The sequence below is a fragment of the Agrobacterium sp. genome (assembly GCF_032092815.1).
In the GTDB taxonomy this organism is placed as follows: domain Bacteria; phylum Pseudomonadota; class Alphaproteobacteria; order Rhizobiales; family Rhizobiaceae; genus Agrobacterium.
This window is the reverse complement of record NZ_DAMDBP010000026.1, coordinates 13248-36689: the sequence shown is the minus strand read 5'-3', so window position 1 is coordinate 36689 and position 23442 is coordinate 13248. Positions and strand designations below refer to the sequence as shown.

At 56.3% G+C, this 23442-nt stretch carries 16 protein-coding genes and 1 pseudogene; 10 read left to right on the top strand and 7 right to left on the bottom strand.

Translation table 11 applies throughout. The features are described from left to right. Positions 1–44: 44 nt before the first annotated feature. On the top strand, positions 45–500 hold the full coding sequence (locus RT613_RS15585; protein ID WP_313616748.1) for a GNAT family N-acetyltransferase: 456 nt from the start codon (positions 45–47) through the stop codon (positions 498–500). Between the two features lie 52 nt (positions 501–552). Here the strand turns inward: RT613_RS15585 and RT613_RS15580 are convergent, their stop codons facing one another. Then, complete coding sequence (locus RT613_RS15580; RefSeq protein ID WP_409558834.1) at positions 553–1698, bottom strand: AI-2E family transporter; 1146 nt, start codon at positions 1696–1698, stop codon at positions 553–555. Positions 1699–2000: 302 nt separating this feature from the next. On the opposite strand from RT613_RS15580, the gene RT613_RS15575 reads away from it, so the two are divergent. Together RT613_RS15575 and RT613_RS15570 are read left to right on the top strand one after the other, a co-directional pair. After that, positions 2001–3725 carry an ABC transporter ATP-binding protein gene (locus tag RT613_RS15575; RefSeq protein ID WP_313616789.1) on the top strand — a complete coding sequence of 575 codons (1725 nt, stop codon included), beginning with the start codon at positions 2001–2003 and terminating at the stop codon, positions 3723–3725. A 206-nt stretch (positions 3726–3931) separates the two neighbouring features. Beyond that, positions 3932–4864: a cobaltochelatase CobT-related protein gene (locus RT613_RS15570; protein ID WP_313616744.1), complete on the top strand. Its 933-nt coding sequence runs from the start codon at positions 3932–3934 to the stop codon at positions 4862–4864. Between the two features lie 299 nt (positions 4865–5163). Here the strand turns inward: RT613_RS15570 and parE are convergent, their stop codons facing one another. Then, positions 5164–7242 carry a DNA topoisomerase IV subunit B gene (gene parE / locus RT613_RS15565; protein WP_313616743.1) on the bottom strand — a complete coding sequence of 693 codons (2079 nt, stop codon included), beginning with the start codon at positions 7240–7242 and terminating at the stop codon, positions 5164–5166. A gap of 175 nt (positions 7243–7417) precedes the next feature. Between parE and RT613_RS15560 the strand changes: the two genes are divergently transcribed. The 5 genes and pseudogenes from RT613_RS15560 (at position 7418) to RT613_RS15540 (ending at position 12247) form a co-directional block, all read left to right on the top strand. After that, the gene (locus RT613_RS15560) at positions 7418–8299 is read left to right on the top strand and encodes an alpha/beta hydrolase (protein ID WP_313616741.1); all 882 of its coding nucleotides are present in this window, start codon (positions 7418–7420) and stop codon (positions 8297–8299) included. A 237-nt stretch (positions 8300–8536) separates the two neighbouring features. After that, positions 8537–9296, top strand: a pseudogene (gene tpiA, locus RT613_RS15555) (triose-phosphate isomerase). 106 nt (positions 9297–9402) lie between these two features. Beyond that, positions 9403–9828, top strand: coding sequence for a preprotein translocase subunit SecG (secG, locus tag RT613_RS15550; RefSeq protein ID WP_313616739.1), 426 nt, complete (start codon positions 9403–9405; stop codon positions 9826–9828). A gap of 145 nt (positions 9829–9973) precedes the next feature. Next, positions 9974–11611: a CTP synthase gene (locus RT613_RS15545; protein ID WP_313616737.1), complete on the top strand. Its 1638-nt coding sequence runs from the start codon at positions 9974–9976 to the stop codon at positions 11609–11611. A gap of 183 nt (positions 11612–11794) precedes the next feature. Continuing rightward, the gene (locus tag RT613_RS15540) at positions 11795–12247 is read left to right on the top strand and encodes a hypothetical protein (RefSeq protein WP_313616735.1); all 453 of its coding nucleotides are present in this window, start codon (positions 11795–11797) and stop codon (positions 12245–12247) included. 771 nt (positions 12248–13018) lie between these two features. On the opposite strand, the gene RT613_RS15535 is transcribed toward RT613_RS15540, so the two are convergent. The 4 genes from RT613_RS15535 to bcp form a co-directional block, all read right to left on the bottom strand. Continuing rightward, positions 13019–13444: an NUDIX domain-containing protein gene (locus RT613_RS15535; RefSeq protein ID WP_313616787.1), complete on the bottom strand. Its 426-nt coding sequence runs from the start codon at positions 13442–13444 to the stop codon at positions 13019–13021. A gap of 41 nt (positions 13445–13485) precedes the next feature. Then, complete coding sequence (locus RT613_RS15530) at positions 13486–14982, bottom strand: DEAD/DEAH box helicase (RefSeq protein ID WP_313616733.1); 1497 nt, start codon at positions 14980–14982, stop codon at positions 13486–13488. A gap of 284 nt (positions 14983–15266) precedes the next feature. Next, positions 15267–16550: a M23 family metallopeptidase gene (locus RT613_RS15525; RefSeq protein WP_313616731.1), complete on the bottom strand. Its 1284-nt coding sequence runs from the start codon at positions 16548–16550 to the stop codon at positions 15267–15269. A gap of 134 nt (positions 16551–16684) precedes the next feature. Further along, complete coding sequence (gene bcp, locus RT613_RS15520; protein WP_313616729.1) at positions 16685–17158, bottom strand: thioredoxin-dependent thiol peroxidase; 474 nt, start codon at positions 17156–17158, stop codon at positions 16685–16687. A gap of 116 nt (positions 17159–17274) precedes the next feature. Here bcp and RT613_RS15515 point away from each other — a divergent pair, with 116 nt between their 5' ends. Further along, positions 17275–20670, top strand: a complete 3396-nt coding sequence (locus RT613_RS15515) for a DUF3971 domain-containing protein (RefSeq protein WP_313616727.1) — start codon at positions 17275–17277, stop codon at positions 20668–20670. A 161-nt stretch (positions 20671–20831) separates the two neighbouring features. Here RT613_RS15515 and tyrS read toward each other — a convergent pair whose 3' ends face one another. Continuing rightward, the gene (gene tyrS / locus RT613_RS15510) at positions 20832–22085 is read right to left on the bottom strand and encodes a tyrosine--tRNA ligase (RefSeq protein WP_313616725.1); all 1254 of its coding nucleotides are present in this window, start codon (positions 22083–22085) and stop codon (positions 20832–20834) included. Positions 22086–22226: 141 nt separating this feature from the next. Here tyrS and RT613_RS15505 point away from each other — a divergent pair, with 141 nt between their 5' ends. Next, complete coding sequence (locus tag RT613_RS15505) at positions 22227–23348, top strand: anhydro-N-acetylmuramic acid kinase (RefSeq protein ID WP_313616723.1); 1122 nt, start codon at positions 22227–22229, stop codon at positions 23346–23348. The last annotated feature ends 94 nt before the right edge of the window (positions 23349–23442 follow it).

Here is a 23442-nt window from a genome sequence, read left to right as displayed (position 1 = left end):
GAATAGGGCAGATCAACTTTGTGAAACAGCCATGGCATGATTTTATGACGATTGCGATTGAACTGGAACGGCCTGACCAACCCGACATCATCAAGCTTCTTGAAATGTCCGATGCCTATATGGCTTCGCTTTACCCGGCGGAAAGCAACCACCTGCTGGATGTCTCCAAGCTGATGAAGCCGGAGGTTTCCTTTCTTGTGGCCCGCAAGGATGGCCAGATCGTTGGCTGCTGTGCACTGGTTTCGCAGGATGGCGGTTTTGCCGAGATCAAACGCATGTTTGTCGATCCAAACGCACGCGGGTTGAAAATCGGCCAGCAGTTGATGGATGCGCTGGAAGCGCTGGGACGAGATCTCGGTCTTGTTGCCATCCGCCTTGAAACCGGCATCAGCCAACCGGAGGCAATCGGGCTTTATCGCAAGGCCGGATTTGAAGAGATCGAGCCATTTCCGCCCTACAAGCTCGACCCGCTGAGCATGTTCATGCAGAAAAAGCTCTAAGCACCAGACGTAAAAAAAGCCCGCTGATCAGCGGGCTTTTGTTTTGATGGCCTCACGATGCTGCTTTTCGAAGCGGTGGTGTGTTCGTGTCATCGGGGGATTTTCCATCCGATGACTTTGCGGCGATGTCCACCGTTTCGGCCGGAACCGACATTTCCACCTCACGCACCCATTCGCGCCAGATGGCGACCAGAAGCGCCATCAGCACCGGGCCGATGAACAGGCCAAGGAAACCCATGGTTTTGACGCCGCCGACCAGACCGAAGAAGGTTGGCAGGAAGGGCAGCTTGATCGGGCCGCCAACAAGACGCGGCCGGATGGTCTTGTCAACGATGAACAGTTCCACCGAACCCCAGATAAAGAGGCCAACGCCGGCGGCAACCGAACCGCTGGCCACCAGATAGATTGACACCAGCGTGAACGACAGCGGCGCACCACCGGGAATGAGCGCCATGACACCGGTCAGCACACCAAGGGTAACAGGCGAGGGCACACCGGCAATCCAGTAGGCGATGCCGAGAATGATGCCTTCTCCAATCGCAATCAGCGTCATGCCGGTGACGGTCGAGCTGATGGTGGCGGGCACAACCCGGGAAATGCGCTCCCAGCGGGTTGGAAGGATACGTTCACCCAGGAGATCAACCTGCTTGGAGAAGGAGGCGCCGTTTCTGTAAACGAAGAACAGGGCAATCAGCATGAACAGCAGCGTCAGCACCAGATGGAAGGCGCCGTTACCGGCTGCCAGTACCGCGCGGTAGATGTTGCCGATATTGGCACCGCTGACCAGCTGGATGACTTCACCGATGGCACCGGGGGTGCCGATATATTTGGTCCACTGTTCCGTCATCCATGCGCCAACTCCCGGCAGGCCGGAAATCCATTCCGGAACAGGCGCCCCAAAGCGGTTGGTTTCAACTGCCCAGCCAAACCATTCGCGAATTTCGCTTGCCGTGTAGGAGGCGGCGATGACGATGGGGACGATAAGGAAGGCAATAATCAGCAGAATGGCGATGGTAGCGCCGATGGTGGTGTTGCCGCCAACATTGTTCAACAGCTTGCGGTATAGCGGCCAGCTTGCAAAACCGATGACCAGGGCGGCCAATACAGGCACTAAAAAGCCATGGAAGAAATAGATACCTGCAGCGACAATGAAAATCAGCAGCCAGCGCGCAGCGGAAATGGACGGTATCAGCGCCATACGGGATGGCGTCACAGGGCCAAGCCATTTCTGCTCACCCTGCGGTCTATGGTTGTCTACGCTGCTCACAACGAATGTCTCTTTCGCATTTCGAAATGTTTCCCCCCACTGTCACACGGCAGCATTGTCCTGTGCAAACCTTAAAGGCTCATTCCATCGTTTTTATTACCCTCGATCAATGTAATGAACGATTTTGGTAAAAATAACGCAACGCCCTTGGCTGAAATATATAAATATGACAATTAGCGATCACTTTTCGCATGCTGCGGTCTGACCGTGGCGGACTACCGGAAGTAGATGAGATGCTGAAGCGGTTCTTTTCCTATTATCGCCCTTACCGGGGTTTGTTCATAATCGACTTTTCCTGCGCTGTGCTGTCTGGCGTGCTGGAACTCGGTTTCCCCATGGCGGTCAAAGCCTTCGTGGATATTCTTCTGCCGCAAGGTGACTGGCCGATCATCCTGCTTGCCTCGATCGGACTGCTTGCGGTTTACGTGATCAACACCGGTCTGATGGCAATCGTCACCTATTGGGGACATATGCTGGGCATCAATATCGAAACCGATATGCGCCGTCTGGCCTTTGACCACCTGCAGAAACTGTCCTTCCGCTTCTTTGACAATCAGAAGACCGGCCACCTTGTTGGTCGCCTCACCAAGGATCTGGAAGAAATCGGCGAAGTGGCCCACCACGGGCCGGAAGATCTGTTCATTGCCATCATGACCTTCATTGGCGCCTTGCTGCTGATGATGTCGGTCAATGTGCAGCTGGCACTGATTACCGCCGCCGTGGTTCCTGTCACCGCCTGGGTCACCAGCCGTTACGGCGGGCGCATGACACAGAACTTCCGCGCGCTTTATGGCCGGGTGGGTGATTTCAACGCCCGCATCGAGGAAAATGTTGGCGGCATGCGTGTCGTTCAGGCCTTTGCCAACGAAGACCATGAGCGCAAGCTGTTTGAAACCGACAACCAGAACTACCGCGCCACCAAGCTCAACGCTTATCGCATCATGGCGGCCAGCACCTCGCTGAGCTACATGAGCATGCGTCTGACGCAGATGATCGTGATGATTGCCGGTGCGTGGTTTGTGCTGCGCGGCGATCTGACCAATGGCGGTTTTGTCGGCTTCCTGCTTTTGGGTGGCGTGTTCTTCCGTCCGGTTGAAAAGATCAATTCGGTGATCGAAACCTATCCGAAGGGCATTGCCGGTTTCCGTCGCTTCCTGGAGCTGATGGAAACTGCACCTGACATTGAAGATGCACCTGACGCGATTGATGCGCCGGCGCTGCGTGGCAACATCTCCTACCGGGATGTCGGTTTCAGCTACAGCGACAAGCGCGACATTCTTCGTGGCATCAACCTTGATATCAAGGCGGGCGAAACCGTTGCCTTTGTCGGTCCGTCCGGTGCCGGTAAAACAACGCTTTGCTCGCTGCTGCCGCGTTTTTATGATGTAACGTCAGGTTCGATTTCCATCGATGGTATCGACATCAGAAAGATGAAACTGTCGTCGCTGCGCAGCCAGATCGGCATCGTGCAGCAGGATGTGTTCCTGTTTGGTGGCACGGTGCGGGAAAACATTGCATATGGCCGCCTTGGTGCGACGGAAGCGGATATCATCAGTGCTGCGCAACGCGCCAAGCTGGACACGGTTATTGCCGCCATGCCAAACGGCCTCGATACGGTGATTGGCGAACGCGGTGTGAAACTGTCCGGCGGTCAGAAGCAGCGTCTGGCCATTGCCCGCATGTTCCTGAAAAATCCGTCCATTCTCATTCTGGACGAGGCAACATCGGCACTGGATACGGAAACCGAACGCGCCATCCAGCAGTCGCTGGGCGAGCTTTCCAAGGGCCGTACGACACTGGTCATAGCCCACCGCCTGGCCACCATCCGTGATGCCTCGCGCATCGTTGTGGTGGATGAAACCGGCATTGCCGAAACCGGCAACCACGAACAGCTGATCGACGCAAAGGGCCCTTACAGCCGTTTGCATGCGGCACAGTTTGGCCTGGCCGGCTCGTGAGAGCTGCCTGAACAACGCGATTTGGAAATGATGAAGCCGGCGTGGTCCTGATGGAACATGCCGGTTTTTCTTTTTTTAGGCTCGAAGAAAAGCGCAACGGTTGCGCCTCATTGCAGCCCGGCTTTGGCTCATGGAGTGTTCTCTTGCCTCATGGCCCGATCACTGCCAAAAACGCGCAACCCTGTTTTCTCAACCATGAGTCGTGCATGTTGCAGCTTTTGAAGCGATTGAGCCGATCTTCCAAACCGCGCAATGATGCCGTTGAGCCACCCGTCGATCCCAAGGCGTACCGGGTGTTTACCCGTGAGTTTGACGTTATTACCCATGCTGGCGAACTAAGTTCAGTGATTGGCCCTATGTCTGGCGAGGAAAAAACTGATCTCAGGCAAGCCTTCGACACGTTTAAGGACGCATTGCTGGGCTGGAAGACGAAAGCGCGTATCGCCAGTCTGGAGGCGTCAAATGAGCTGCGAAACGTCAAAACAACGGAAGCTCTGGAAAATACCGTCGTCACAATTCTTGTTGATCACTCCAGATCGATGACCGGTCGCAACATGCTGCTGGCCGCTGCTGCGTGTCAGATCGCCATGGAATTTCTGGGCGCGATGAATGTCAAACTTGAGGTGCTCGGTTTTACCACGGTTGGCTGGCGGGGCGGAAAGTGCAGACGATTGTGGGAGCAACAGGGTAAGCGCGCGGCGCCGGGCCGCTTGGCTGAAACGCTTCATATCATCTACAAATCGTCAGAGCTGGCCTATCGTGAGGGCAGGGCCTACCTGCTGGAGCCGATGCTTCGCCTTGGCCTGTTGAAAGAAAACATCGACGGCGAGGCGATTGAATGGGCGATATCAAGGCAGATGGATATCCAGGCTGAGCGCCGTATTGTCGTTGTGCTGTCGGACGGTGTGCCCTGCGATGACGCGACACTCTCAGCCAATGATACAAACTACCTTAGCCGTCATCTCAGGCAGGTGATCGCCCAGACCGAGATGCAAGGTGCCGTTGAACTCGTCGGTGTCGGCATAGGTTACGACGCCTCGCAATATTACCGGACATCGGCCCGGGTTGATGAAATCGATGATCTGGGAACCACGCTGATTGATACGTTGCGTGATGTGCTGAAAAAGGATTTTGCGTGAGACGGTGAGGAGCGTTGATTGGTTGCAACAGTCCCCACAAGTTGCCTCATGCCTCATGCCTCATGCCTCGTGCTCGGGCCTGACCCGAGGGATGTCACAGGCATCCAGCGGAGCGCGTCCGCGCGACAAGAGAGTCTTTTCAGCCCAAAGACTTGGGCTGACCTGGATTCCTGTGATAAGCACAGGAAAGAGGGAGGCTTAAAGCTAGCGTTCGCGTTTCTTGATCAACGCAATGAGGCTTTTAGCCGATGGCCGCAGTGGCTGAAACCCCGAAGCGTCGCCGCTTCGGGGCACTAAATTTATATGTCCAGGTTTTCGGCGAAAGCGGCGCGGTCCTGAATGAAGCGGAAGCGAGCGTCCGCCTTGGTGCCCATCAGGTTATCGACGGCTTCCTTGGTGCCTTCAAAGTCCACGTCATCGATTTCGACCCGCAACAAGGTGCGCTTGGTCGGATCCATGGTGGTTTCCTTCAGCTGCGCCGGTAGCATTTCACCCAGACCTTTAAAGCGGCTGATTTCCACCTTGCTGCGGCCCTTGAACTCGGTTTCCATCAGTTCGGCACGGTGCGCGTCATCGCGCGCATAGACCGATTTGGAACCCTGGGTGATCTTGTAAAGCGGCGGCACCGCCAGATAAAGGTGGTTGCCGCGGATCAGCTCCGGCATTTCCTGATAGAAGAAGGTAATCAACAGCGATGCGATATGCGCGCCGTCGACGTCAGCATCGGTCATGATAACGATACGTTCGTAACGCAGGTCTTCATCGCGATATTTGGTGCGCGTGCCGCAGCCGAGCGCCTGAATGAGATCGGCGATCTGCTGGTTGGCAGACAGCTTTTCACGGCTGGCACTACCGACGTTGAGGATTTTACCACGCAGCGGCAAAATGGCCTGATTGGCGCGGTTACGGGCCTGCTTGGCGGAACCGCCAGCCGAATCACCTTCCACGATAAACAGTTCAGCGCCTTCGGCGGTGTTTTGCGAGCAGTCGGCCAGCTTGCCCGGCAGGCGAAGCTTGCGCACGGCCGTCTTGCGGTTGACTTCTTTTTCCTTGCGGCGGCGCAGGCGCTCTTCCGCACGCTCGATCACCCAGTCGAGCAGCTTGGCCGCTTCATTCGGGTTGCCGGCAAGGTAATGGTCGAACGGGTCACGCAGGGCGTTTTCAACGATACGCTGCGCTTCAACCGTGGCCAGCTTGTCCTTGGTCTGACCGACAAATTCCGGCTCGCGAATGAACACCGACAACATGCCGACGGCAGAGATCATCACGTCATCGGTGGTGATCTGCGCGGCGCGCTTGTTCTGTGTCAGTTCGGCATAGGCTTTCAGGCCCTTGGTCAACGCAATACGCAGACCGGCTTCGTGCGTGCCGCCTTCCGGGGTCGGAATGGTGTTACAATAGGAATGGATCTGCGTATCGCCACCATACCAGGTGACCGCCCATTCCATGGCGCCGTGGCCGCCGGTCTTCTCGGTCTTGCCAGCGAAGATTTCGCGGGTGACGGTGAAATCCTTGCCAAGCGTTGCAGACAGATAATCCTTCAAACCGCCGGGGAAGTGGAAAACAGCCTTTTCCGGGATTTCACCGCCAGCCTGCACAACGCCGGGATCGCAGCTCCAGCGAATTTCCACGCCACCGAACAGATATGCCTTCGAGCGCGCCATGCGGAAAATGCGGGCAGGGTCGAACTTGGCGTGGTCACCAAAAATCTGCGGGTCCGGGTGGAACTTGACGCGTGTGCCACGACGGTTGTGCACATCGCCCAGCTCTTCCAGCGGGCCCTGTGGCACGCCCCGGGAAAAACGCTGGCGATAAAGTTTGCGGTTACGCGCAACCTCGACCTCAAGCAGGTCGGAGAGCGCATTGACAACGGAAACGCCCACACCGTGCAGACCGCCCGATGTTTCATAGGCCTTGCCGTCGAATTTACCACCGGCGTGCAACTTGGTCATGATGACTTCAAGCGTCGACTTGCCCGGCACCTGTGGGTGGTTTTCGACCGGGATACCACGGCCGTTATCGCTGACGGTCAGGTTGCCCTGCGTATCCAGATGCACTTCGATGAAGTTCGCATGGCCAGCCACCGCTTCGTCCATCGAGTTATCGATGACTTCGGCAAACAGGTGATGCAGCGCCTTTTCGTCGGTACCACCAATATACATGCCGGGACGCATGCGAACCGGCTCAAGCCCTTCCAGAACACGGATCGAGGACGCGCCATAGTCATCGCCAGACGAGCTTGCCGGCGGCGCAACAGATGCCGCTTGCGGCTTGCTGTTGGTGTTAGCAGCAGGTGCAGGCGTTTCATTGGTCGCCGTGCCGGTATCTGATGGTTCAGTTATCGGCATGCTTGAGAAGAGATCGTTACCGTTATCCATGTTGCCTAATCGTTGTCGTGCGCCATCTTATGGCCATCCGAATCAGCGCGATTTTGCCACAAATGCCAATCGAGCGCGATTCCGCGCAATTTATCAGGGTTTTTCCGGATGAGGATTGCGCTGCCTTACCGTCAATGGCAAGGGAGTGGCGGTCAATGAAAATGGTTTTCGCTGCATGTCCACAGTTCATTTCGGTGTTTTAGCGTTTCTTGCCGTTACATTTGGGGCTTCTGTTGCCCCGGTGCAAGCCTCTGATGGCCCGCTGAAACCCTACAAGGATACCCTGTTTTCCAACCAACGGGTGCTGGAAACCGCCGATGGCGGCCGCTTCGAGACGGTTGATTACCAGGAATTGCGAGACATCAATGCGCGTGATGAAATTCCCGAACGGCGGGTCAAGCGCAGCTATGTAACGCCCATTGCCAGAAAGGCGCAGGCGCTGGAAACGGTGCAGGCGGAGGGCCGCTCTTTCGAGGTTGGGCGCACGGGGCAGGCATCCGGCCAGTCCTTTACCGTGATCTTCATTCACGGTCGTGGCGGTGACCGCAGGCTTGGCATGAATGATTACAGCTTTGGCGGCAACTTCAACCGGCTGAAGAACCTGGCGCTGGACAATGGCGGCACCTATTACGCGCCAAGTGTCAAAAGTTTTGATGGGCAGGGTGTGGCCGATGTGGCTGCGCTGATTTCCCATGCGCGCCAGCAATCTGGCGGTCGTCCGGTCATTCTTTCCTGCGCCTCGATGGGCAGTTTCATTTGTTATGGCATCAGCCGTGATGCACAGGCGGTTGCCAACCTGAAAGGCATGGCGCTTCTGGGTGGCGCGCCGGACCCTGATCTGGCGACAAGCGCTGCGGCCAAGGCCAAACTGCCGATCTGGTTTACCCATGGCAGCAATGATAGTGTTTACAAGCCAGCGGACCAGTTGACGATTTACCGGCAGTTGCTGAAGGCAGGCCAGCCGGTTCGTTTTACGCTCTATCAGACAGGTTCGCATGGAACGCCGGTGCGCATGAGTGACTGGCGCGCAATTTTAAACTGGATTTTGACTGAATAATAACTGTCAGGACCGTTTCGGGCATGATTTTGGGGCGACAAGCCCAATCTTAACCAATGTTTTGAACCAAATTTCTTATTTTCTGTACCAATTGTTTCCCGATACAGCTAATGGGAGTGGTGAGGTGGAGGCGGCACTGGATTTCATGCGCTTTATACCCCTGAATTGGTTCGTATGTGACGTTTGGTTGCCCTCAATTTTTGCTCGAGGGCGTACAAGAGCAGGAATGGAAATCTCATGACCCCTGATGTTCGCCCGCTGGTTGCGGGAAACTGGAAAATGAATGGAACTCGCTCTTCGCTGGATCAGATCAAGGCGATGGCGCAGGGCGTGAAAGGTCCGCTTTCCGAAAAAGTGGAAACGCTGATTTGCCCTCCCTCTACGTTACTTTACGTTGCGACAGCTCTTTGTGATGACAGCCCGCTGCTGATTGGCGCGCAGGACTGCCATGAAAAGGAATCCGGTGCCCATACCGGCTGAAATGATTGCCGATTGCTTTGGTACCCACGTGATTGTCGGCCATTCCGAGCGCCGTATCGACCATGCTGAAACAGACCATCTGGTACGCGCCAAGGCGCAGGCCGCTTACGCAGCCGAGCTGGTTGCCATTGTCTGCATTGGTGAAACCGCCGATGAGCGCAAGGCCGGTCAGACGCTGGATATCTTGAAGCGCCAGCTGTCCGGTTCCGTTCCGGATGAGGCAACCGCTGCCAATACGGTGATTGCCTATGAGCCCGTTTGGGCGATTGGCACGGGCCTGACACCAACTGTGGATGACGTTGCGCAGGCCCATGCCTTCATGCGCAAGGAGCTGGTCAACCGTTTTGGCGATGAAGGAAAACGCATCCGCATTCTTTATGGCGGCTCGGTCAAGCCATCCAACGCCTTGCAGCTGATGGGCGTTGAAAATGTGGATGGTGCATTGATTGGCGGCGCGAGCTTGAAAGCCGACGACTTCCTCTCCATCTATGCCGCTTATGAGCAATTGACTGCCTGATGGCTGTATTAACTGTGGGTTGGGGCTTGGAATACGCGCCCACCTCATGTAAAGAGCCGCCAAACATGTTTTTGACTGTGCCCGTAAAAGGCAAGACTGGATTACCATGCAGACCGTTTTGATTGTCATCCATCTCATGATCGTGCTGGCGCTTGTTGGCGTGGTGCTCATTCAGCGTTCCGAAGGCGGTGGCCTTGGTATCGGTGGCGGTTCCGGCTTCATGTCGGCCCGCGGCACGGCCAACGCACTGACCCGTACAACGGGTATTCTGGCGGCGCTGTTCTTCATCACGTCTCTCGGCCTTGGCCTTCTGACCCGTTATGAGTCGCGCCCAACGGACATTCTTGACCGTATTCCTGCGACGCAGGGCCAGGGCAACGGCATTCTCGACACGCTTGGACCGGCGGCAACCACGCCTGCACCAGCAGAGAATGGTGTTCCTAACACTTCGGAAGGTGCAGCAGCACCGGCGCCATCAACACCAGCGCCTGCGGCTCCTGCCGATCCGACAGCAGTTCCGACCGGACAGTAATCCCGGTCAGCTTACAACAGTCCGGCAGGCTAAAACCTGCCGGTTTTCTTTTGTCCATATTCCGGCCGGTTGCCCCGTTTTCCATGTGTGATTTCGGGGGATAGAAAATTTTGGGCTGGCGGAATCAAAAAAATGAAGGTATCCGGTGAATCCCATGGCGCGATATGTATTCATCACAGGCGGCGTGGTCTCTTCCCTTGGCAAGGGCATTGCAGCCGCAGCACTCGGAGCATTGCTGCAATCCCGTGGATATCGGGTGCGGCTTCGTAAACTCGACCCCTATCTCAATGTCGACCCCGGCACCATGAGCCCGACACAGCACGGTGAAGTGTTTGTGACGGATGACGGCGCGGAGACCGACCTTGATCTTGGTCACTATGAACGTTTTACCGGACGTTCGGCCACCAAGACCGATAACATCACCACGGGTCGCATTTACAAGAACATCATCGATAAGGAACGTCGTGGTGACTACCTCGGCGCGACAGTGCAGGTCATCCCGCACGTTACCAATGAAATCAAGGATTTCGTGGTCGAAGGCAATGACGATTATGACTTCGTCATCTGCGAAATCGGCGGCACGGTGGGCGACATCGAAGCCATGCCGTTCATGGAAGCCATTCGTCAGCTTGGTAACGACTTGCCACGTGGCACTGCCATTTACGTTCACCTGACACTGATGCCGTATATTCCGGCTGCAGGCGAATTGAAGACCAAGCCAACCCAGCACTCCGTGAAGGAACTGCAGGCGCTCGGTATTCACCCTGACATTCTACTGGTGCGCGCTGACCGCGAGATTCCAGAAGCAGAACGTCGCAAGCTTTCGCTGTTCTGCAACGTGCGTGAATCTGCCGTTATCCAGGCGCTGGATGTGGCAAACATCTATGACGTACCAATGGCCTACCACAAGGAAGGTCTGGACAACGAAGTTCTGGCTGCCTTTGGCATCGAGCCTGCACCGAAGCCACGCCTTGAGCAGTGGGAAGAGGTTTGCAACCGTATCAAGACGCCGGAAGGCGAAGTTACGATTGCCATCGTCGGCAAATATACCGGCCTCAAGGATGCCTATAAGTCCCTGATCGAAGCCCTGCATCACGGTGGCATCGCCAACCGGGTCAAGGTCAAGCTGGAATGGATCGAATCCGAAGTCTTCGAAAAGGAAGATCCGGCGCCGTACCTTGAAAAGGTCAATGCGATCCTGGTTCCAGGCGGCTTTGGCGAGCGTGGTTCGGAAGGCAAGATCAAGGCGGCACAGTTTGCGCGTGAGCGTAATGTTCCATATTTCGGCATCTGCTTTGGTATGCAGATGGCGGTTGTGGAAGCTGCACGTCATCTGGCTGGCATTGAAAATGCGTCGTCCACCGAATTCGGTCCGACCAAGGAGCCTGTCGTTGGCCTGATGACTGAATGGGTCAAGGGCAATGAACTTGAGAAGCGTTCGTCCAAGGGTGACCTTGGTGGCACGATGCGCCTTGGTGCTTACAAGGCCGCGCTCAAGAAGGACACCAAGATTGCCGATATCTACGGCTCGACGGATATTTCTGAGCGTCACCGCCACCGTTACGAAGTGAACGTGGACTACAAGGAACGCCTTGAAAAGTGCGGTCTGGTATTCTCGGGCATGTCGCCGGACGGCGTTCTGCCGGAAACGGTCGAATATCCTGATCATCCGTGGTTCATCGGTGTTCAGTACCATCCGGAACTGAAGAGCCGTCCGCTCGATCCACATCCGTTGTTTGCCAGCTTCGTTGAAGCAGCACTGGAGCGTAGCCGTCTGGTCTGATTTTCGCAGATAGAAATGACATTCAAACGCCGCCCGACAGAGATGCCGGGCGGCGTTTTTGTTTGTGTGAGGTGGTGTCGGGTTGAGATGTTCTTAGTATTGCGCACGCTTTGAGTGTGGTTGCGTGTGCGAATGTGGTAAGTCCGCCAATATATTGCCTAGAATTGTGAGGGTGAGGGCACAATGAACGAGTATCGAGAGATATGGACCGATGCCGACTTTGATGACATGGGGTGGCACGACGCGACGATGTATTCCATGGATATGCCACGGGAGGGTACTTTCTCGGTCTCCTTCGACATCGATTATATTTTCAAATGGCACAAGGATGGAAATCGGTTCGTCGGTTGGGACGTTGCTCCCTGCACTCTGAGATTTGAGAATGTATCCGGCTTGAAAGCATCTTTGAACTGGATGAACGACGGCGGTACTAACGATGCTTATACCTGCATTGTGGCCATCACTCGCAGCAACGCTAGACCAACGCCCAATGGGCAGTTAACTGTGTGGGATTATCATATCGAGCTCAATTCGGGAGAAATTGATTTCAGTGCGACTGGTTATAACCAGACGCTGCGAAGCCCGGCTGTCTATTCTGAAACACAGGATCTTCCTAGGGCCACTTGGCGCCCATAACCTCTACCCTTATGCTTGTCACAGGCATCCAAGTCGACGCGTGTGTGCGCGGCAGGCGTTTTTTCATCCCAAGGACTTGGGAAGGCTGGCCCCCACAGCAAGTGCGGGAATGAGGGCCGTTGGAGTTGGCCTCCGTTCTCCGACGAAATCTCGCCGAAATTGACCCCTCACTTGCGATTTCTAACACTTGGCACGTTCGTCCCAAGATGTTGAAATCGCTTTCTCTCCCACAAGGGGAGAGATGGCTGGATGCCGCGTCCTTTCCGCAAGTCAGCACAAATTGCAACACACCTCGCGCACTGCTGTTGAAGTGGAAGAGCGCAACTTGCGCCTTACCTCTACCCTTGTGGGAGAGGAAGAAAAATCATGGTCTTAGCTTGCTAAGTCATAGATTTTTCAGGTGAGGGGTGTCGTTCTGCCTCACCCATACTCGCCGTCATACTTGGGCCTGTCCCATGTATCTAACCACATCTCGTCAAATGCAGCAGTTCTGGCTGGCGTGGTTAGATCCTCGCCACAAGGGCGAGGATGACGTTGGAGATGTTGTTGTGGCGTTGCAGCACTCTCAAACCTCATTTCTGTGCTTGTCACAGAAATCCAGTCAGCCCCAGTCTTGGGGCTGGAAAGATGTCTTTGACGCGGAGACGCGCGTCTGCTGGATCCCTGTGATAAGCACAGGGAAGAGCGTGGTTGAGGTGCCTGTCGCGGCAAATGATCCTGCCAGGCGATCAACGTCAGCACAGATGTGCAAATGCCTGCAAGGCATAAACCTCAACGCAAATGCGCAAAGGCCTGAGCAGCAAAGACAGACATGGGCTGTGGCAACTTGTCGAGGTCAAACCAGCCGATTTCGGACAGCTTGTCCGGTTCGGTCAGTACGGCGTCGCCGTGTGCATCATCGGTCACGTAGATAAACGCAACCCAGTGCTGTTTTTCGTCGGGAATGATTTGTTCGGTCACGCAGAGGAAAGAGACCTCGCCAATGGCAAGTCCTGTTTCTTCATAGGCTTCGCGTTTTGCAGCCTCTGGCGCCGGTTCCAGATGGTCGACCTTGCCACCGGGAATGCTCCAGTGGCCGGCTTCCGGCGCCTTCATGCGACGGCACAGCAATACCTTGCCGTCACGTCTGATGACGAGCCCGCAACCGACGCCGGGAAAATTTATGCCCGGCAATCCGTAACTGGTTTGGCCATTCATATCCTGGCCAGCGGTGCTGTCGTCAGAGAAGCTTTCGCCGGTCATGCCTTGGCGTTGGCAACAATCAGCATGAAGGCAGGGATATCGTCGCCGAAGCCAACAGGTGTCGGGCCATCATCATTGTCACGATAGTGGCGGCGACGGTCGCGGTTGTCATTGTTGGCGTGGTCGCCATTGTTCTGACGGTCATAGTGACGGGGTGCCCTGTCAGTCTTCTGCTCGGATTTCACCCTTGTCTCTCCCGCGGGTTGTTCTGTTGCTGGTGCGGCGGCTGCCGGCTGTTCAGTTGTTGCTTCATTCGAGCGGCGGTTCTTGTCGCGGCCCTTGGCTCGATCACGATCCTTGCCACCACGACCGCGCTTCTGGCGGTCGTTGTCGTAGCTTTCCATCGGTTCAGGCAGTGCGGTGAGATCACCGTTCAGCCATTCGATCTTTTCACCGATCATCTTTTCGATGGCATCGAGGAACTTGGTGTCCTTGGCTGTCACAAGGCTGAACGCCTTGCCGGAACGGCCTGCACGGCCGGTTCTGCCGATGCGGTGAACATAGTCTTCCGAGTGGACCGGCAGATCGAAGTTGAAGACGTGGCTGACATCGGGAATGTCGAGGCCGCGTGCAGCAACATCAGATGCGACGAGCAGCTTGAGATTGCCGTCCTTGAAGTTGGACAGCATGGTCATGCGCGAACGCTGGTCCATGTCGCCGTGCAGCGCACCAACGGAAAAACCGTGGCGGTCCAGCGAACGGAACAGGTCTGCGACGTCCTTTTTGCGGTTGCAGAAGATGATCGCGTTTTTCAGCTCTTCTTCTTCGCCCTTGATCAGATCACGCAGCACGGCGCGCTTTTCGTAATCCTTGACGTTGGATGCAACGATGCGCTGCGTCACTGTCTTGGCGGTGGAGGAAGGCTTGGCCACTTCAACGCGAACCGGGTTCTGCAGGAAGCGGTCTGCCAGCTTCTGGATTTCGGCCGGCATGGTGGCCGAGAAAAACAGCGTCTGGCGGGTGAACGGGATCATCTTGGCGATGCGTTCGATATCGGGAATGAAGCCCATGTCCAGCATGCGGTCGGCTTCGTCGATAACCAGAATTTCAACGCCGGTCATCAGCAGCTTGCCACGCTCGCAATGGTCGAGCAGGCGGCCGGGGGTGCAGATGAGCACATCTGCGCCGCGCTCCAGCTTGCGGTCCTGCTCTTCAAACGACACGCCGCCGATCAGAAGCGCAATGTTGAGCTTGTGATTCTTGCCGTATTTTTCGAAGTTCTCGGCAACCTGCGCGGCCAGCTCGCGTGTTGGCTCCAGAATGAGCGTGCGCGGCATTCTTGCGCGGGCGCGGCCCTTTTCCAGAAGCGTCAACATGGGCAGAACGAAAGATGCTGTCTTGCCTGTTCCTGTCTGGGCGATGCCACAGATGTCGCGGCGCTCCAGCGCTGGAGGAATTGCACCAGCCTGAATGGGCGTCGGTATTGTATAACCGGCATCCGTAACGGCGGAGAGGACTTTCTGGCTTAAGCCAAGATCAGAAAATGTTGTCAAAGGAAAATTGTTTCCATTCGAATTGGGCAGAACGCTGCGTCACACCGCCGGATCATTAGCGGCGATGGGGCGCGGCATAGGCCGAAATTGGCTGAAAGTCAAGGAATTCGCCACAATTGAGCGGGCGGAAGGTCACATATGTTAACGCTTCGCAACTGTTTTGCAGAAAAACAAACCTGTGGGGCCGAATTTCAGGCTTCGCGGCCGTTTATATTGATAATCCAGCCCGCGCGTCACAACGGTTGCTCAGTGGGCGCAATCTGCCTGATGCCTGCTTTGAAAACCTAGTTCAGATAGGTCTGCAGTTTGATGCCTGCATTGAGGAACCGCATGGGATCAACCGGGCTGTCATTACGGCGCACTTCATAATGCACGTGGGGGCCGGTGGAGCGGCCGGTGCTGCCGGCGCGGCCAATGATGTCGCCAGCTTCCACCGTATCACCGGCTTTGACCAGAATGGCGGACATGTGGCCGTAACGGGTGGTGATGCCCTGTCCGTGATCGATTTCCACCAAGTTGCCGTAACCGCCGATGTTGGCGGCGGTGACAACAGTGCCGGCACCGGTGGTGCGCACATTGGCGCCGGTTTCTGCCTGGAAATCAATGCCGGCATGCAGGGCAGGACGACCGAGAAACGGGTCCATGCGGTTGCCGAAGCGGCTGGTGATATTACGGCCGGGAGCCGGGTTGCCGAAGGGCAATTCACCCGCTGTTGCGCGCATGGTTTCAAGCCGGTTGAGCGCGATGTCGAGGTCGTTCATCGAGGATTCGAAGATGCTGCCATTGGTGCCTTGCGGCTCAACAAAGGGGCCACCAATGCCGGATGGCTGCTGGTCATCAATTTTCACGCCGGTGCGCGACATGATCGCTGCCATTTCCTCGGTCTTGCGGTCAGCGCCGCGGGTCAGCTGGGTGATTCGGTCGAGCTGATCCTGCTCGATTGACTTTAGCGACAGGGTCACCTTGGAGAAAACCCGGTCAGCACGTTCCGAGGAGCTTTCGCCAACTGGCGCATAACCAAGGGCGGCGACCACAGGTGCTGCCGCACCCTTGTTTTTGCCGCCGAGCAGATTTTCAATGGCGTTGACGCCGCCCGACAGGCCCGCCTGTTTTTTCGGGTCAACATCACCCGAGGCTTCCGACGCTTCGTTCGTGCCGAGACCGGATTCTTCCGCCCGTTCGAGGAGACCACCAAGACGGCCATTGCGTGAGGTGAGGGCGGCCTGCTGCTCAAGCAGCTTTTCCACTTTCTGTTCAACCACTTGCTGATCCAGCAACTGGCGTGATGTGACGCGGTCGATCTGGGCGCGCAGGGCGGAAATGCGGTCTTCGTAGTCATGCTGCATGCGGGCCTGATGCGCCATGGTTGCGCCAATCAGGTCGTCGCGAAAGATCAGGTAGGCTGTGGCGGCCAGATAGGCTGTGCCGAGAAGACCAACAAAACAAAGCGCAACTCCGGTCATCCATGGCCGGATGGTCATGTGCCTGATCTGGTCACCACTGGCCAGGATCAGCATGTGCTGCTTTTGCTTTTTGCCGAATGTACGGTGCTCTGCAGAATGAGCCAAAATCACGTCCTCAGCGTTTCGTTGTCGCTGATTACCGTATTTTGTTATGGTTAATGAAGTTTTGATGCTGCCGGAATTTGTGCGTCAAACACCGGCAGCGGCAGGTTGATGTTCCAGGCCTGATGGCCGTCAGTTCAATTGTTCTGAGCCTGTGCAGCCTCAAGTACAGCCTGTGCGTGACCGGCCACCTTGACCTTGTTCCACACGTGGGTGATCTTGCCGTCCGGGCCAATCAGGAAGGTGGTTCTTTCCACGCCCATGTACTTTTTGCCGTACATGCTTTTTTCCTTCCACACGCCGTAGGCTTCCAGTGTGGTTTTTTCTTCGTCGGAGGCCAGAATGATGGTCAGCGAATGTTTTGCGGCGAATTTGTCATGGCTTTTCACCGAATCGGGCGAGATGCCGATGACCACCGTATTGGCCGCTTCAAACTGTGCGCCAAGCGCGCTGAAGTCGATTGCCTCGACTGTGCAGCCTGAGGTATCGTCTTTGGGATAAAAATACAGGGCCACATTTTTTCCCGAAAGGCCTGATAATGTGACGCTTCCTGCCCCGTTTCTCGAAAGCGTGAAATCGGGTGCCTTGTCGCCGACAAGCAAATCTGCCATGAGCTTAACCTTATGTTTCGCCTTGGTGTTGAGGATAATTCCTATCAACCGTTATAGACTGCAACGAAAACCGTCCAGTGCCTGGACACGCTGTTTCAGGAGACGAGCGCGGACGAATGGCTGAAATTCGCGGCGAAAAAGTCAAATTTCGCAAGCAGGATATTATTCCGCTGCACGACCTACCTTCTGCGAAAGCCGAAGAGCCACTCATCGTGCATTGCCCGCCGCCACGCTCCGTCAGCCGCAGTTGCCTGAAAATTGTCTCCGGTTTTCTTGTTGTCGTTTTCCTGCTGATTGGCGGCGCCATTGCCGCCATTGAAACCGGTTCGGTGGACGGCATCCTGTCATCGCAGGCCGAAATGGCGCTAAAGCGGGCGCTGGACCCGCGTTATGAAGCGCGCATCGGCTCCACCGCCATTCGGTTCGTCAAAGGGTTCCGCCTGGCGCTTGAGGCTCGTGATGTCGATATTGTCGATACACAAGGGCAGAAACATCTAAGCCGCGCTGCCGTTATTCGCATGGCACTGAACCCGATGGCGCTGGCAACCGGCCAGATTTCGCTTGAGAGCATTGATGCCTCCACGCTGTCCCTGGATGTCGCGTCTCTACCAGCCGGCAAACCGGTCGATATCTCCAACTGGCGGGTCGATGCCATTCCTGAGGTGCTGGAAACGGCCTTTGGTTCGCTTGATGGCATGTTGTCGAATTTCGAACGCGCTGGCACTGGCCGCATCAGCATTGACGGTCTTTCCATCAGCATTCCCAAAAAGAATGGCGAAAAACCGCTGCTGTTTGATGTGCATGAAATGGCCATGACCCGCGATGAAAAGGGTGGCTACAAATTGGCCGGTGAACTCGCCTTCAACGGTGAGCTTGCGGCCTTTTCGCTGTCACTGGAAAGTGCCAAGGGCAGGATCAGCGGGTTTGAGGCCAATCTGGACGGGCTTGATCTGAACCCGCTGACCATCAGGCGCGATCCTGAAGGTTATATGCATGAAGGGGCAGACCTCAAGGCTGGTCTGCGCATCAGGGCAATACGCCAGAGCACCGAAGAAGCGCCGTTGCTCCACGTGATGATGGGGGTTGGCAATGGCAGCCTTTACATTGGCGGTGAGGAGCAGCTTGTTTCCACCGGCCTGATGCAGGCGCAATATGATTTTGAAGCCCGCCAGATCGCCATTACCAAATCCCGACTGGAGCTTGAACGCACCGTTTTACCGTTTGAAGGCACCATCAAGGATATGGGCGGTGAACAGGCCTATCAGGGTTTTGACCTGCTGCTGGCCGTCAAGGACGGGTTGGCGGCCGCCTCGCTGTCTGGCGAAGCACCGGTGCCGTTCGGTCTGACGGCAACCGGCCAATATCTGAAGGCCAGCAAGGAGCTGACCGTGCCGTCGCTTTATGTGGCAGGGCCGCTGGGTGACATGGCAGGATCGCTGAAAATCCGCTTTGCCGAAAAGGGATCGCCGGAAATCAGCTTTGGTGGCCAAATTCCCAAGATGGAAGCAACCGCCGTCAAGCAGCTGTGGCCGTTCTGGATGGCGCGCAAGGTGCGACCCTGGGTGGTTGGCAATATTTTTGGCGGCACGGTCACCAATGGTTCGATTGCCGTGTTCATTCCGCAGGGCAAGATGTGCGGCATCGGTTGCCCGCTGGAGCTGAATGAGGACGAGATCCAGATTCAGTTCGACATCGACAACACACGACTGAACATCACGGGCGATATTCCACCGCTTCGCGATGCTGTGGCGCATTTCAACCTCAAGGGCGAAAAGGTTGATGTGAATGTCAGCAAGGCCACTTCCTATTTCCCGTCAAACCGTTCGCTGGCGGTGGAAAGCGGCCGTTTCACCATACCATCCACCTATGCCAAACCGCTGATGGCCGATCTTGATCTTTTTGTATCGGGTTCAGCCGATACGATTGCCGAAATGGCCAATTTCAAGCCGATCAATGCCTTGAAGGATACGAGCTTCAAGCCGGAGGATTTCAAGGGCAATGTGAAGGCGCAGGTGAATGCCACATTCGGTCTGTTGAGCAGCCAGAAACCACCGCATCCGGCCTGGGCGGCCAGCCTGACGCTGGATCATGTCACGCTGGAAAAACCATTTGCCAACCGTCAGGTGTCGGATTTGAACGGCGCACTCAACATCGACAACAATGTGCTGCGCCTGCAGGGCAACGGCAAGATCGATGATGTCGCCATGGATATCAACCTGACCGAACCGATGCGCGACAACAAACAGATCGTCCGCGAGTTTTCGCTCAAGGCACTGATCGGTAATGAGCAGATTGCCAAATTCGCGCCGGGTCTGACCAGCATTGTCAGCGGCCCGATCACCATGCAGATGGAGGGCAAGGGCGAAACCGACCAGACGATCAAACTTGATCTGGCCCGTGCAGCCTTGAAGGTGCCCGGTATTGGCTGGAGCAAGGGGCCAGGCGTCAAGGCCGATGCAAGTTTTCATATGCAAACAGATCAGGGGCGGGTTTCAATCAGCGATTTCGAGCTGAAAGGCGATGGTTTCGGAGCGAGGGGCGATCTGGAACTGGCGCAGGGCGGCCTTGTCTCCGCCAACTTCTCGCATGTCAAACTGTCCGCGTCTGATGATTATGCCGTGCAGATCAAGGCGGCCAAGCGTGACTATGTGGTGACGGCATCCGGCAAGTCGGTTGATGTCCGCCCGCTGATTGCCCGCATTCGAAGCTCTGAGAAATCCGGCGGCGATGATGAGGCGGCAGACATCAAGATCAATGCGCGTTTCGACCGGGTGGTCGGCTTCAACAACGAAGCGCTGAACAATGTTACGGCTGACATTTTCCTGCGCAACAGCAAGCTCAATTCGTTGCAGCTCGATGGTGTTACCGACAGCCGTCAGGCAATCGTGGCGCAGACGAGCGCCGGCAATGGTCGCCAGACCATCAATCTTACCAGCAGCGATGCCGGTGCCATTATTCGCTTCACCAACATTTACAGCCGTATAAATGGTGGCCTGCTGAATATCGTGTTCAACACCATCAACGGCAATGACTGGTTTGGTTCGGTGGATATGCGCAACTTCTCCGTCGCCAACGAACAGAAGCTGCAGGATATCGTGGCAACACCGGTGGGGCAGGATGGGCGCAGCCTCAACAAGGCCGTTCGCCGCAATATCGATGTCAGTTCCGAAAAGTTCCAGCGCGGATTTGCGCGGGTGATTTATGGCGGCGGTGCGCTCAATGTTGAAAACGGCGTGGTGCGTGGTGAGCAGGTGGGTGCGACCTTCCAGGGCACGCTGAAAGACGCCAATGGCAACATGGACATGACCGGTACGTTCATGCCGGCCTACGGCCTTAACCGGCTGTTTGGTGAACTGCCCTTCATCGGTGTCATTTTGGGCAATGGCCGTGACCGTGGCCTGCTGGGCATTACCTTCAAACTGTCTGGCCGTTCCGACACGCCACGGCTGACGGTCAATCCGCTGTCGCTGATTGCGCCTGGTGTTTTCAGGCAGATTTTCGAGTTTCAGTAAACGAGAGTTTCATGCCTCACCCGGTCCTCATTCCTCGTCCTCGGGCAAGCCCGAGCACAGGGGCGAGGGTGTTTGGGGTGAGCGTCAGTTTCAAACTGTGCGTCCCAAACAAAAAGGCCGCTTGCGCGGCCTTTCCATTCGTCATTCCAGAGTGCCGTCCATCAGGTCGGGCGAACCAGAATGTGCTTTTTCTTGCCCAGCGACAACTTGATGACATTGTCTGCCGTCACGTCTGCCGTGCCGATCACCTGACGTTCGTCAGCCACGGCCTTGTCGTTTATGCGAACGGCACCGCCCTGAATGTGGCGGCGTGCCTCACCATTCGATGTGGCAAGGCCGGCACGAACGATCAGAGACAGAAGGCCGAGACCGGCTTCCAGTTCGGAGGCTGGAACTTCGATCGATGGCAGGTTGTCGGCCAGCGCGCCTTCCTCAAAGGTCTTGCGCGCAGTTTCGGCTGCTTCTTCGGCGGCCGTGCGGCCATGCAGCATGGCAGTGATTTCGGTCGCGAGGATCTTCTTGACCTCGTTGATCTCGGAACCTCCCAGTGCAGACAGGCGAGCGATCTCATCCATCGGCAGCGTGGTGTAGAGCTTCAGGAAGCGGGAAACGTCCGCATCTTCGGTGTTGCGCCAGTACTGCCAGAAATCATAGGCCGACAGCATGTCAGGGTTCAGCCACACGGCGCCGTTCAGCGACTTGCCCATCTTGGCACCGGAAGCGGTGGTCAGAAGTGGCGAGGTCAGCGCGTAAAGCTGCGGTGTACCCATGCGGTGACCGAGGTCGATACCGTTGATGATGTTGCCCCACTGGTCCGAACCACCCATCTGCACGCGGCAATCGTAGCGCTTGTTCAGCTCCACGAAGTCGTAGGCCTGCAGGATCATGTAGTTGAACTCGAGGAACGACAGGGACTGCTCGCGGTCCAGACGTGTCTTGACGCTGTCAAACGACAACATACGGTTGACCGAGAAATGACGGCCGACATCCCTCAGGAATTCGAGGTAGTTGATGTCGCGCAGCCAGTCGCCGTTGTTGATCATCAGCGCAGGCTTGGTCGCCTTGTCGTAATCGAGGTAATTGGCAAACACGCGCTTGATGGAAGCAATGTTGCTTTCAATGGTGTCGACAGTCATCAGCTGACGTGCATCGTCCTTGAAGGACGGATCGCCAACCATGCCGGTGCCACCACCCATCAGCGAGATCGGCTGGTGACCGGTCTGCTGCATCCAGTGCAGCATCATGATCTGGATCAGGCCGCCGGCGTGCAGGCTGGGTGCTGTCGGGTCAAAGCCTATATAGGCTGTCACGGTTTCCTTGGCATACAATTCGTCAAGACCTGCCTCGTCGGAGATCTGGTGAATGAAGCCGCGCTCATCGAGCGTGCGGAGGAAATCGGACTTGAACCTGGACATAACCTTTTTCTTTCTGGTGTCATGTTTTCATGCGCCGACGAGCGGCGAACGCCGGGGGCTTTAGCATTGTTTTTTGAATTGTGCACCAGTTTCGGCCATGAATGTTGCAAAACGAATCCATTGTGACGCAGGAGTGATGGTGTGGGCGATGTAAAAACGGCAATTGGCCTGATGAGTGGCACCTCGATGGACGGCATCGATATTGCCCTGCTGCGCACCGATGGTGATGCTCGTGTCGAGCGCGGACCAAGCGGATATTTCCCCTATGACGCTACCTTGCGGGCCAAATGGCAGCATGCGCTGGTGACTGCGAAAAAGATCAATGAGCGCCGTGAACGGCCGGATGATCTTGGCGAGGCTGAGACGGCACTGACGCTTTGCCACGCAGCCGTCGTGCAATCCTTCTTAAAACAGCATGGCCTCGTGCCCAGGGATATCGATGTCATCGGTTTTCATGGGCAGACGGTTCTGCACCGGCCGGATGATGCGCTGACCGTGCAGATTGGCGATGGTCTGCTTCTGGCGCGTGAAACCGGCATCGATGTTGTCTATGACATGCGCGCCAATGACATGGTGTTTGGCGGGCAGGGCGCTCCGCTCATTCCGGCCTATCATGCCGCCTTGTCGGCCAATCTTCCTGCCGATTTTGAAACGCCAGCGGTGTTCGTCAATATCGGTGGCATTTCCAATCTCACCTATATTGGCACGGATGGTGACTTGTCTGCCTTTGACAGCGGCCCCGGCAATATGCTGATCGACCAGTGGATGGAGGCGCATACCGGTGCCACCTTCGACAAGGGCGGCAAGGTGGCTGCCAGAGGGTCGGTCAATGCAGCGCTTGCCGAGCGTTACATGGCAAGTCCGTTCTTTTCCGCCAACCAGCGTCGATCGCTCGACCGGGGTGATTTCCTGCCACCGAAACCGGGTGAAGTATCGTTGGAGGATGGTGCTCGCACGCTGTCTCATGTCACAGCCGCCGCCATCCTGAAATGCGCGACCTATCTGCCAGACAATGCCAAGACCTACATTGTGTGCGGTGGCGGGCGCCTGAACCCGGTGATCATGGCGGAATTTGCTGCACAGGCAGCGGAAAAGGGTGCCAAGGTTGTTTCGGCAGAGGCGGCCGGTTTTGACGGTGGCGCGATGGAGGCGGAAGCCTGGGGTTACCTTGCCGTGCGCTCACTGCGCGGCCTGCCGCTGACATACCCTGGCACCACAGGTGTCAAGGAACCGGTGACGGGTGGGGTTCTGGCAAAGGCATGATTGGTGTTTGCGCGGCACGTGGATGAAGGTTAGCCAACATTGCTGACGTCATCCTCGCCTTTGAGGCGAGGATCGAAGCGATGAACCACATTCG

Excerpts from the sequence above, each read along its gene's own strand:
- RT613_RS15585 (WP_313616748.1), top strand. The coding sequence starts at position 45 with ATGACGATTGCGATTGAACTGGAACGGCCTGACCAACCCGACATCATC.
- RT613_RS15580 (WP_409558834.1), bottom strand. The coding sequence starts at position 1,698 with ATGGCGCTGATACCGTCCATTTCCGCTGCGCGCTGGCTGCTGATTTTC.
- RT613_RS15575 (WP_313616789.1), top strand. The coding sequence starts at position 2,001 with ATGCTGAAGCGGTTCTTTTCCTATTATCGCCCTTACCGGGGTTTGTTC.
- RT613_RS15570 (WP_313616744.1), top strand. The coding sequence starts at position 3,932 with ATGTTGCAGCTTTTGAAGCGATTGAGCCGATCTTCCAAACCGCGCAAT.
- parE (WP_313616743.1), bottom strand. The coding sequence starts at position 7,242 with ATGGATAACGGTAACGATCTCTTCTCAAGCATGCCGATAACTGAACCA.
- RT613_RS15560 (WP_313616741.1), top strand. The coding sequence starts at position 7,418 with ATGTCCACAGTTCATTTCGGTGTTTTAGCGTTTCTTGCCGTTACATTT.
- secG (WP_313616739.1), top strand. The coding sequence starts at position 9,403 with ATGCAGACCGTTTTGATTGTCATCCATCTCATGATCGTGCTGGCGCTT.
- RT613_RS15540 (WP_313616735.1), top strand. The coding sequence starts at position 11,795 with ATGAACGAGTATCGAGAGATATGGACCGATGCCGACTTTGATGACATG.
- RT613_RS15535 (WP_313616787.1), bottom strand. The coding sequence starts at position 13,444 with ATGAATGGCCAAACCAGTTACGGATTGCCGGGCATAAATTTTCCCGGC.
- bcp (WP_313616729.1), bottom strand. The coding sequence starts at position 17,158 with ATGGCAGATTTGCTTGTCGGCGACAAGGCACCCGATTTCACGCTTTCG.
- RT613_RS15515 (WP_313616727.1), top strand. The coding sequence starts at position 17,275 with ATGGCTGAAATTCGCGGCGAAAAAGTCAAATTTCGCAAGCAGGATATT.
- tyrS (WP_313616725.1), bottom strand. The coding sequence starts at position 22,085 with ATGTCCAGGTTCAAGTCCGATTTCCTCCGCACGCTCGATGAGCGCGGC.